The organism is Bifidobacterium colobi, assembly GCF_018555455.1.
In the GTDB taxonomy this organism is placed as follows: domain Bacteria; phylum Actinomycetota; class Actinomycetes; order Actinomycetales; family Bifidobacteriaceae; genus Bifidobacterium; species Bifidobacterium colobi.
In genome coordinates this window covers 408,830-419,304 of sequence record NZ_JAFEJU010000003.1, presented here as the reverse complement: position 1 = coordinate 419,304, position 10,475 = coordinate 408,830, and the positions used below count along the sequence as shown (strand labels likewise).

The 10,475-nt window shown below is 57.4% G+C and carries 8 protein-coding genes and 3 tRNA genes; 6 read left to right on the top strand and 5 right to left on the bottom strand.

Features of this window, described 5'->3' with window-relative positions; translation table 11 throughout:
- Positions 1-201: 201 nt before the first annotated feature.
- Together JS530_RS06320 and trmB are read right to left on the bottom strand one after the other, a co-directional pair.
- A tRNA-Glu gene (locus tag JS530_RS06320) sits at positions 202-273 on the bottom strand.
- 194 nt (positions 274-467) lie between these two features.
- Entirely contained in the window at positions 468-1,334 is an 867-nt protein-coding gene (gene trmB / locus JS530_RS06315; protein ID WP_214376320.1) for a tRNA (guanosine(46)-N7)-methyltransferase TrmB, read from the bottom strand.
- 294 nt (positions 1,335-1,628) lie between these two features.
- Between trmB and JS530_RS06310 the strand changes: the two genes are divergently transcribed.
- The 3 genes from JS530_RS06310 to JS530_RS06300 all read left to right on the top strand — a co-directional run bounded on the left by JS530_RS06310 (position 1,629) and on the right by JS530_RS06300 (position 2,734).
- A tRNA-Asp gene (locus tag JS530_RS06310) sits at positions 1,629-1,702 on the top strand.
- A 38-nt stretch (positions 1,703-1,740) separates the two neighbouring features.
- Positions 1,741-1,816: transfer RNA gene (locus JS530_RS06305), tRNA-Phe, on the top strand.
- A 231-nt stretch (positions 1,817-2,047) separates the two neighbouring features.
- Positions 2,048-2,734 (top strand): hypothetical protein, encoded by a 687-nt coding sequence (locus tag JS530_RS06300; protein ID WP_214376319.1) that lies wholly within the window; start codon positions 2,048-2,050, stop codon positions 2,732-2,734.
- Here the strand turns inward: JS530_RS06300 and JS530_RS06295 are convergent.
- Both JS530_RS06295 and JS530_RS06290 read right to left on the bottom strand, forming a co-directional pair.
- Positions 2,731-3,597, bottom strand: a complete 867-nt coding sequence (locus JS530_RS06295) for a hypothetical protein (RefSeq protein ID WP_214376318.1) — start codon at positions 3,595-3,597, stop codon at positions 2,731-2,733. The two genes, JS530_RS06300 and JS530_RS06295, sit on opposite strands and share 4 nt — an antisense overlap.
- A gap of 42 nt (positions 3,598-3,639) precedes the next feature.
- Positions 3,640-4,944, bottom strand: coding sequence for a class I SAM-dependent methyltransferase (locus JS530_RS06290; RefSeq protein WP_214376317.1), 1,305 nt, complete (start codon positions 4,942-4,944; stop codon positions 3,640-3,642).
- Between the two features lie 183 nt (positions 4,945-5,127).
- Here JS530_RS06290 and fucO point away from each other — a divergent pair, with 183 nt between their 5' ends.
- Complete coding sequence (fucO, locus tag JS530_RS06285) at positions 5,128-6,279, top strand: lactaldehyde reductase (RefSeq protein WP_033892020.1); 1,152 nt, start codon at positions 5,128-5,130, stop codon at positions 6,277-6,279.
- Between the two features lie 126 nt (positions 6,280-6,405).
- Here the strand turns inward: fucO and JS530_RS06280 are convergent, their stop codons facing one another.
- Complete coding sequence (locus JS530_RS06280) at positions 6,406-7,329, bottom strand: glycosyltransferase family 2 protein (protein ID WP_214376316.1); 924 nt, start codon at positions 7,327-7,329, stop codon at positions 6,406-6,408.
- Between the two features lie 102 nt (positions 7,330-7,431).
- Between JS530_RS06280 and JS530_RS06275 the strand changes: the two genes are divergently transcribed.
- Positions 7,432-9,051 (top strand): AI-2E family transporter, encoded by a 1,620-nt coding sequence (locus JS530_RS06275; RefSeq protein WP_214376315.1) that lies wholly within the window; start codon positions 7,432-7,434, stop codon positions 9,049-9,051.
- Complete coding sequence (locus tag JS530_RS06270; RefSeq protein ID WP_214376314.1) at positions 9,051-10,274, top strand: glycosyltransferase family 2 protein; 1,224 nt, start codon at positions 9,051-9,053, stop codon at positions 10,272-10,274. The genes JS530_RS06275 and JS530_RS06270 overlap by 1 nt, the downstream gene beginning before the upstream one ends.
- The last annotated feature ends 201 nt before the right edge of the window (positions 10,275-10,475 follow it).

Genomic DNA, 10,475 nt, shown 5'->3' with positions numbered 1-10,475 from the left:
GGCACGTACGAGACGTTCGGCATTCCCACGCGATACGGGGCCGGCATCGACTGGAACGACTTCCACACACGAGTCCAATGGCAGTCAAACGACTAACCCCTCAGACACACATTTTGGCCTATAACCCAAGCTGGCGGCCTGAAACCGTTGGAAACAAAAGGCTCCGGGCTACGATACCTCGTGGAACCCGGAGCCGGTGAGTACCCCCAGAGAGAGTCGAACTCTCGTTGTCAGATTGAAAGTCTGGTGTCCTAACCGTTAGACGATGGGGGCGGACAACTCGTTTTACTATAGTGACGGTCGGCCGTCCGTGCAAATCCGGAGAGCCTTACGGCGTGTCGTATTGGAATTGCTGGGTTTTGTGGGACGCAGGTGCGGTGATGGTTGCAATGCGCTTGCACAATGCACCTGCACGATGCACCTGCGTCCTGCGGCGGGGATGCTTTACTGGAGCTGCTTTACTGGAGTTACTGGAGCGCTACCGCCCGATAGGTGAAGTCGTGGATGACTCGGCCGGCATCCAGGCCTTTCTTCTCGAAGTTGGTGAGCACACGTCCGGCGAAGCGCTCGGATTCGGGGAAGTCGGCGTGCGGCATGTCGGCGGCCAGATCGGCGTTGCCTTTGCCCACATGCTCCAGCGGCAGGCTGGCGGTGATGGTGCCGATGTTCTTCCAGCCGGCCAGCTGATCCATGACCTCGTGCACATGCAGGGCGTAATCCTCAATGTCGGTGGCGATGCGCCACACGCCGCCGCTGACGAGTGCGCTATGGATGTTGCCGGCAAGCTCCGGCTGCACGATGCGGCGCTTGTGATGCTTCTTCTTGGGCCATGGGTCAGGGAAGAACGTCCAGACTTCTGCGATGGCACCTGGTTCGGTGACCTTAAACAGCTCGGCGGCATTCACTTGGGCGATGCGAATATTGGTGAGCTGCTGTTTGCCGGCGAGCAGCAGCGTATGTGCCACGCCTGGGTCGTAGACCTCGAGGGCCAGGAAGTTGGTGTCCGGGTGCGCGGCGGCCGCGGCAACCACATTCTCGCCCTGCCCGGTGCCGATCTCCACAATCAAGGGGTTGTTGTTGCCCCAGGTGGACGTGATGAAGTCCTTGGTGAGGCGGAAGTCCTCGCGCACGTCGAGTCGGGCGTTGCCGGCGGCGATGTCCAGCAGATAGGTGTCGGCGTAGTTGTCCCATGCGCGCTGCAGGCGGGTGTCAAGTCGTGCTGAGCGACGCACGAATGAGAGCACCTTATGGATGGGGTGCTCCGGTGCGTCGGCAGGTGTGCGCGTTGCGGTGTTCGCGACAGCAGGTTCAACCGGTGGCTGGAGGTCGGTCATGGTGAATTGGCCTTTCGTACAGTGTGCCTAGTCAGTATGCCTAGTCAGTATGCCTAGTCAGTATGCTTGATGCTTTCTGATTATGGGTCTCTTTATGGGTCTATTGTGCCACCCGCTATGTCTGACCTGTTCGCTGCGGGGCTCACTGCGAGGCGGATTGTTTGAGGGAGAGTGCGGGATGACGATTGATGATGGTGGCAAAACGGCAGAATATCAATAGACACGCCGAGATTTGCGTAAGCTTGGAAAGTCAGTATTATATCTATCTGTTGTCTGTTGCAAGGCAAACAACACGGCCCCGTAGCTCAGTTGGTTAGAGCGCCGCCCTGTCACGGCGGAGGTCACCGGTTCAAGTCCGGCCGGGGTCGCTTGGATGGTCAGCTTGGTTCAAGTGAGACTATTCAATGGCTCTGTAGCTCAGTTGGTAGAGCGAGCGACTGAAAATCGCTAGGTCAACGGATCGACGCCGTTCGGAGCCACCACGAGAAACCTCGTAGGCCAATGATTTCAAGGCTTGCGAGGTTTTTGCATATTCGCGAGCGAGTCTGCATGGATGCTGCACATTCGGCGGCAGCGCAGTAGGCCAGGGTATCGTTCGAGTTGGTGTGCCGGATTGTGCCGGTATTGTTCGCTGTCTGTTCATCCACCCATCCGCTATCGAACGGTGTTGTGTTCGATAATGAATGTATCGAACGAAAAAGGGGTTACGGCAGATGGAACAGTCTGATTTGGCGGGGCAGCAATCACGTATCGGTAATGAAGGTGTATGGATTCCGGGGATTCATGATACGGCGAAGAAGAAAGTCGGTCCGATTATTGTTGGAATGATTGTAGAGTTCGTTCTGTGCGCTTTGGTAGGCGTATTCATTCTGTTCATCCTCTATGTCGCGCTGGGCGTTGATAAGAGCTTTGATTTGACGTATTTCCACGGAGATCCGCCATTCCCCATCGATCAGACCATCGCCATCGTGATGCTGGTGATTCTTCCCGCCATGATTACGCTATGGATATCCTCAGATGACTTCAAAAAGACGGATCCGGATTTGGTCGGCGTTGCCGCGCACCGTCTCGGCGTCACGGTGAAAGCATGCCCGGATTGGGAGGAAACCGAATGGGGCGATACCGATCCCACTGAATACAGTGATGAGATCAAGCGCATTATCTTTCACGTCAACGATTCGGGGACCATTCGCGTGTATGCGGAACCGAAGAACGCTGAGCCGGTGTTCCTGACTATTCGGTTGGAAGCCGGCCGCCTGCGCATCGAAGGTGTGCAACCCGCGTCTCCGATGCCTATGCAGTCCAGACAGCCTAGCATCGAGAAAGACCAGACAGCCGGCTACCTCGACCCGCGTTGCACGTACAAGGATGGCGATTTGATCGTCGGTAAGCAGTCTTAGAAGTCAAAGCCGAAGTGCGAACGCGCCGAGCCGCGAATCAGATATCTGCCGGAATCGAGTTCGGTTCCGGCAGTATCCGGGTATTCGAACCCTTCGGCATCCCTGCCGTTGCGATCATAGGCTTTGATGACTTGTTCGGCATCAATTGGCTCAATGTCCACAATGCCGATGCGCGCGCCGTAGATGCGTAGCGTGAGCCATGCCATGCACTTACGAATGCCGCTGGGATTGCGCGGAATCCGAGCGCCGGAGTACTGCTTCCACATATCGGTGGGAACATAAGCCAACATACGGAAATCCGGGAACGTAGTCGTCGGTTGGAAAATGATGGTGTGGATGTTGAACTCATCCGTGCCGTTATCATGATCGTCTTTATCCGGCGCCGACACGAAGACGATATCCGGATCGAACACGTTGGTGCGTACGCCCAGCGTCCGAGGATCCGACTGGAACTTCCTCTTCGCGATGCGATTTTTGGTGTTATCGATGTACGTCCAAATCATCGAAAGGATAAAGAGTGCGGGAAAGGCGATGAACAGTATGCATAGGAGAATAAGCACCACGTCGGTCGCCGTGACCACGATATAGGGATCGTCGCCATGGTGAGTGTGCCACATGGTTCCAATGCGGTACTGGATGCCACCGATTCCGGTGATGATGAAACACAGCAGCACAAGAATGCCGATAACACCCATCACAAAGCCGAATCCACCGCTTGCGCGTTCCGCCCATGCGGCATGTTTGGCTACGTCGGGGCTGCCTTGTACCCACAGGGGTTTCGACAACGGGACCGGCTTTCTCGCTGGTGCTGATGTCGAAGCCGCTGCCGGTGATTCGCTGACATCCCATGTGCTGCTGCTCATGATGCCTTCCTTAGTGCATAGTGCGCGCTGTATTTACTGTGGTCAGGCTTTCCACCATGGACGCAGTGGGTACCATTTGCCGTCCGGATGACCAACGCGATCGGGCTTGACTGCGAGGAACTGGTGGATTTGAATGCCATCAAGCTCGAAATTCAAAGCGCAGGCGGCCATGTACAGGCCCCAGACCTTGGCGCGCTCGAATCCGACCTGCTTGACTGCATCATCCCAATGCTCGGACAGGTTCTTATTCCAGTGATGCAGGGTCAGCGCGTAGTGTTGGCGCAGATTCTCCTGATGCACCACATTGAAGCCGGCATCATGGATGCAGGATTCAATGAATCCGGGAGCGCCGAGATCGCCGTCGGGGAAGATGTATCGGTCGAGGAACTCGTCGGTACCGGGCTTGCCGTTCGGCTTGTCGTGACTGATGGTGATCTGATGATTGAGCAGACGCCCCATAGGCTTCAACAGTCGGAACATCTCCTCGAAGTAGCTCTGGTAGTTCTTGGTGCCCACGTGCTCCATCATGCCGATGGAGCAGATGCCATCGAAATCGCGCTCGGGAACTTCGCGGTAGTCCTGCACGCGCACTTCAGCGAGATCCTCCAGTCCTTCGCGCGCAATCCATTCGTTCGCGTACGCCGCTTGTTCTTTGGACAGTGTAACGCCAAGTGCCTTGATGCCACGGCGTGCCGCGGTAATGACCATCGATCCCCAGCCGCAGCCGATATCCAGCAGTCGTTCGCCCGGCTGCAATCCCAGCTTGTCGAGAATCAGACGCAGCTTATTGGCCTGTGCATCTTCCAGACTCATCTGCTCATCATCGAACACCGCGCAGGTGTAGGTCATGGATGGTCCCAGGAAGTCGGCATAGAACTCATTGGACATGTCGTAGTGGAAACTGACCGTTTCGGAGTCGGCTTTTTCCGTGTGCGGCATCAATCCCTGCTTGATGCGTGCGAACTTGCTCGGTCCCTCGGTGAAAGGCACCGGCGGTTTCTTGAAACCATGGCTCAAAATACCCGCTGAGACGCGTGCGAAGGAGACTGGTGTGATGGGTTTGACGTATTTGGCCAGGGAGATCAGCTTGCGCATGGCGGGGTAGGGGTCGGCGTAATCGATGCCTTCCACGTCGAAATCGCCGAGCACATAGGCGCGAACCACGCCGATTTCATTCGGATGCGCCAACAGCTGATACATGCAGTTGGGGCTGGTGATGCGAATCTTGAGATCCGCATTGCTGGGGCCGAAATGCGAGCCATCGAATGCATCCACACGCACTGGGGCCGAGCGATCCACGAAGAGTTCGACCATTTCCGCAACGGTCATTGACTTGCCGTTCGCCATGTGTTCCACCTCGATTTCAATGTAGGCGAATAGAGACTCCCAACCGTGTCCATATCCTAGTCCTGAAATATCTGTCAGCGTGTTATCAGGTTAACGTTCACAAACGCGCTAAACTGAGGAACCGTGAGACCATTCAATGAACGAATGGTTAATAACAGGTACGAGCTCAAAAGGAGAGCACTGATGGTTTATCGCATGATTTTCAACCAGACCGCATACTTTGGCCGCGGCGCCATCAAGGAAATTCCGGCTGTTGCCAAGCAGCACGGTTTCACCAAGGCATTCATCGTCACCGATCCGGTACTGCTGGAAACCGGTACCGCAGAGAAGGTCACCAAGGTTCTCGATGAGGCCGGACTGCCGTACGAGGTCTTCTCCAACGTCAAGCCGAACCCGCCGGTCGAATGCATCAAGGACGGCGTTGAGAAGTTCGCCGCATCCGGAGCAGACTTCCTGATCGGTCTGGGTGGCGGCTCCCCGCAGGACACCTGCAAGGGCATCGGCATCATCACCGCCAACCCGGAGTTCTCCGACGTGCTCTCCCTTGAGGGCGTGGCGGACACCAAGAACCCGTCCGTTCCGATCTTCGGCGTGCCGACCACCGCAGGCACCGCATCCGAGACCACCATCAACTACGTGATCACCGATACCGCCAACAAGCGTAAGTTCGTGGCCGTCGACCCGCACGACATCCCGATCGTCGCCTTCGTGGATCCGGACCTGACCGACTCCATGCCGCGTGGCCTGAAGGTCGCCACCGGCCTTGACGCCCTGACCCACGCCATCGAGGGCTACATCACCCCGGGCGCCTGGAGCCTGTCTGATTGCCTGTCCATGCAGACCATTCGCATGATCGCCAAGAACCTCGCCAAGTCCGCCGATGGCGACATCCCCGCCGGCGAGCAGATGGCATACGCCTCCTACATCACCGGTATGGCCTACTCCAACGTTGGCCTCGGCCTGGTGCATGGCATGGCTCACCCGCTGGGTGGTCGCCTCGGCGTGGCCCACGGTGTTGCCAACGGCATCCTGCTGGCCCCGGTCATGGAATACAACAAGGACTTCACCGGCGAAAAGTACCGTGACATCGCCGATGCCTTCGGTGTTGAGGATGCGTACACCGGCGACCTTGAGAAGGTTCGCGAGGAGGCCGTGCAGGCCGTCCACAAGCTGACTGTGGACTTGAAGAACCCGACCACCATCTCCGAAGTCGGTGCCACCGAAGCCGACCTTGCGCCGCTGGCCCACGACGCCTTCAACGACGTGTGCACTCCGGGCAACCCGCGTAAAGCCACGGAAGAAGACATCCTCGCCATCTACAAGTCGCTGATGTAATCATTTCCACCGTGTGGTCAACTCTCACGGTGGAGTACATGAAAAATGGCTCTATTCCGCGCTTTTCGTGGAATAGAGCCATTTTTCATAACCACACGGTAGAGAGTGGCAACAGTGGCAGCAGAACTACTCGTGCTTGGCGTCCCACTCCTCGTCCGTGGGCGTTTCAGCGTACAGCTTCTTGCCTTGCGCCTCGGCGAGTTCCATCTGCTCGTTGACCCATGCGGCCTCAGCGGGATTGATATCCGCCGAGTTCAACACTTTCTGCCACACCGGGTAGAACAGGTGCATCACCGGATACATGGCGGTGAACAGAATCTCCGGCTTGTGCTTGCGCCAATGCTGCGGATGAGCGTTGAACGTGTTCTTGAAGCGACGCATGTAATTGCGGAACGAGCTCAACGAGGTATCCATACGACGTGCGCTCATGGCGGCGATCATACGCGGCGAGTACACGGTTTTCAAATCCTTGCCCATCAGATGCAGCGAGATATCGATATCCTCATGCATCATATCGGCCTTATCACGGCACACCTCATCGGCGATCTGCCGCCAGGCGGTGGCGCGCAACGCCATATTGGAGCCGAACAGGAGCGGCTGGCCACCGTCGGCGCGATAAATGCGCTTGCGCAGCGAATTGTCGCCACGCAATCCGAAATGACGCGACGGCATGTCGTAATACATCACCGGTCCGGTGGCGCCCATCGCTTCCGGATCTTCGGTGAAAATGCCGCTGACCACTTCCACCCAGTCCGGGCGAATCATGCAGTCGGCGTCAAAACGACCCAGTACATCGCCGGTAGCCTGGTTCAACCCATAGTTGCGGGTGGGAATCAGACCCTGCTCGTCATCCTGATGCAGCAGTTTCACCGGTGCCTCGGGATGTTCGGCAATGAATTGTTCCACGATCTGGCACGTATTGTCGGTGGAACGATTGTCCACCACCAGCACCTCGTGAGGCATGACAGTCTGGCGGGTGGCGTTCAGCAGACAATCGCGAATACGTTCGGCTTCGTTCCACGCTGGGATGATGATCGAAACGGTAAGCATGATTCCAAGAATAGAAAAGCGGGTGTACGCCGGCAAGCAACGGGAAGGTGAACTTTGTGAGGCATGCGGCCTACATCGAGCCTATCGCTACAATGGGGAGCCATGAGCGAAAGCGCGCGCAATACTAACGAACAAGGCTCCGGTCGAACCGCCGAAGCCACCACAAGGCAATCCACACCGCAATCCGCAACCCCGGCAAGCGAAGACACCCGTATTGATTTGGGCTCGCTGTTCCCGGCCAAAGGCGATCCCCGCAGGCCTCCGGAATGGTTCGGGCGCGCGTTGCTCTACGTGGCCATCGGCATTGTGGTATTCAGCTTCTGCTGGCGCTCATGGGGCAGCATCTCCTATCTGGTGCTGGACATCATCATCTCCCTGTTCATTGCGCTGGCCATCGAACCGCTGGTGTTGGCGCTGGTGAAGCATGGATGGAAGCGTGGCGTGGCCTCCGCCACCGGCATGGTTGGCCTTGCCGTGATTATTTGCGTGCTGCTCACCCTGTTCGGCAACATGTTCGTCTCCCAGGTCATCGCCATGATCAGTGGCCTGCCGGCCATGTACGAGCAGATTCGCGAATTCATCGGTCAGTACAGCACGTTCGAGCTGCCGGAAATCAACAGTCTTGGCTCGGAGATTCTCAATAATATCCAGACCTCCTGGGTCACTGACTTCGCCGGCACCGCCATGAGCACGGTCAGCGGCTTGTTGAGTTTCCTGCTGAATCTCATGACTGTGATCATGACCACCTACTACATTTCCGCAGCAGGCCCGAAGCTGCGTCGCTCGTTCTGCCGTTGGCTGGCTCCGAACACGCAGCGCCGATTCCTGCTGGTGTGGACGGTGGCGCAGGATCAGATCTCGTCCTTCCTGTTCTCCCGCTCGATTCTGGCGTTGATCAACGCCGCATGCACGGCGATTTTCCTGGAAGTGCTGCAAGTGCCGTACTGGCTGCCGTTGGCCCTGTTCTGTGGCGTGGTGTCCCAGTTCATCCCCACAGTGGGTACCTACATCGGCGGTGCGCTGCCGGTACTGTTCGCCTGGGGCGGCCGCGGCTGGACGTATGCGGTTGCCGTGCTGGTGTTCATCATCGTCTACCAGCAGATTGAGAATCTGATTCTTTCCCCGCGCATCTCCCAGCGCACCATGGATATCAATGCCGCTCTCGCCTTCCTCGCCGTGCTCGCATTCGGCTCGCTGTTCGGCGCGCTCGGCGCCTTCCTGGCGCTGCCGGTCGCCGCTTCGATTCAGGTGATTTTCCGCGCATACACCAGGCGCTACGAGTTGGTGGATTCGCCGCTGATGTACGATCCGGTACCGGAGAAGAAGTCCAAGATCGTGGAGGCTTCCGAAGCGTTCGGCGAGCATGTGCTGCATCCGATTGGCGAGCATGTGCCGCGCGCAGCCAAGGGCTCGACCAAGCGTGTGCCGATGGATGAGGAACTGCGCAAGCTGCAGCACGAGCTGTACGCCTTGGAACAAGGCGGTCCGTTGCCTCAGGATGATGAGGAATCCGCCACGGTGGCCATTCCGAAGCATGTGCTGAGCGGAGGCAAGCTGGTCCAAGGGTTGCGCGGCACGGATGAAAACGACGATAATAACGCAGGCGAGCCATCGGCAGAGGAGTCTCGCACAAGAGCTGTGGATAAGAACGGAGCTGATGTGAACCAGTCGGATGCCAAGAAATCCGCCTCACCTGACAATCCGAGAGCGGGGTGGCGCTGATGACGTTACTGACCGTACTCGACGTACTGCTGTTCATCGTCGGTAGCGCCGGCATGGTGTATCAGGGCGTATGCATTGTGATGTCCCTGTTCGCCAAACCGGTACGATTCCCGGACGCGCCGATGACCAACCGTTATGCCGTGCTGATCTCCGCAAGAAACGAGGAGAACGTGATCGGCAACCTCATCGACTCGATTCGTGCGCAAACATACCCGTCCGAACTCATCGACATCTGGCTGGTGGCGGACAACTGCACCGACAACACCGCCGATGTGGTGCGCGCTCGTGGATGCCATGTGCTTGAGCGCCATAATATGGAGCAAGTCGGCAAAGGCTATGCGCTGACCTATCTGCTTGGTCACATGCTCGACACCGGGGTGGCGGACGATTACGACGCCTACTTTGTGTTCGATGCGGATAACAAGCTCGACAAGCACTATTTCGAGGAAATGAACAAGGGCTTCTCCGCCGGATTCAAGATTCTGACCAGCTACCGTAATTCGGTGAATCTTGCTGATAACTGGGTCTCCTCAGGTTCCGCGCTCTGGTTCATCCGTGAATCGCGATTCCTTTCCAACTCCCGTATGATTCTCGGCTCCTCCTGCCATGTGGGTGGTACCGGATTCATGTTCTCCCGTGATGTGATGAAGCGGAACAAGGGATGGAAGTTCCACCTGCTCACCGAGGATCTTGAATTCACGATGGATTCGATTCTGCACGGCGATCGCATTGGATACTGCGGCAACGCGATCCTTTATGATGAGCAGCCGGTGACGTTCGCGCAAAGCTGGCGTCAGCGACTGCGCTGGAGCAAGGGATTCCTGCAGGTGTTCCGCTACTATGGGCCGGCGCTGCTCAAGCGCGCGGTTCGTGAGCGTGACTTCTCCTGCATCGACTTCACGCTGATGCTCTGCCCGTTCACTGTGCTCGGTGTGGCGCGTATCCTGATGGGCATACTGTTCGCCGCGTTCGGATTCGTCAGTTGGGCCAGCCAATGGCAGTCGCTGGTGGGCTGGTCGAGCGGTATTGTGACGTCCGTGCTTGGTTTGATGGCGCTCGCCGCTCTGACCATTATTGTGGAGCGCGATCAGATCGGCGCCTCGAACAAGGAGCTGCTCGCCTACGTGCTGAGCTTCCCGATCTACATGCTGAGCTACGTGCCGATTTCCTTCCAAGCCATCTTCGCCAAGGCCCAATGGAAACCGATTACGCATAAAGGCTGAGCCGTTAAGCGAACAGCCCAGTGGGCTGTTCGTAGGCTCAGCCTGAGTGAGGCGGTAGCTGAGCGAAGGTGGGTTTGGGTCTTGCCGTAGGCGAGTCCGAAATTGCTGGGCCGGAGGCGAGCCGTTAAGCGAACAGTCCCAGTATTCCTGTGCTCATGGTCTACAGTAGGACTATGAGCACAGACAATCCTCAAGGAAATG

Bases quoted from the DNA above. Each gene is read 5' to 3' on its own strand.
- trmB (WP_214376320.1), bottom strand. From the start codon at position 1,334: ATGACCGACCTCCAGCCACCGGTTGAACCTGCTGTCGCGAACACCGCA.
- JS530_RS06300 (WP_214376319.1), top strand. From the start codon at position 2,048: ATGGAACAGTCTGATTTGGCGGGGCAGCAATCACGTATCGGTAATGAA.
- JS530_RS06295 (WP_214376318.1), bottom strand. From the start codon at position 3,597: ATGAGCAGCAGCACATGGGATGTCAGCGAATCACCGGCAGCGGCTTCG.
- JS530_RS06290 (WP_214376317.1), bottom strand. From the start codon at position 4,944: ATGGCGAACGGCAAGTCAATGACCGTTGCGGAAATGGTCGAACTCTTC.
- fucO (WP_033892020.1), top strand. From the start codon at position 5,128: ATGGTTTATCGCATGATTTTCAACCAGACCGCATACTTTGGCCGCGGC.
- JS530_RS06280 (WP_214376316.1), bottom strand. From the start codon at position 7,329: ATGCTTACCGTTTCGATCATCATCCCAGCGTGGAACGAAGCCGAACGT.
- JS530_RS06275 (WP_214376315.1), top strand. From the start codon at position 7,432: ATGAGCGAAAGCGCGCGCAATACTAACGAACAAGGCTCCGGTCGAACC.
- JS530_RS06270 (WP_214376314.1), top strand. From the start codon at position 9,051: ATGACGTTACTGACCGTACTCGACGTACTGCTGTTCATCGTCGGTAGC.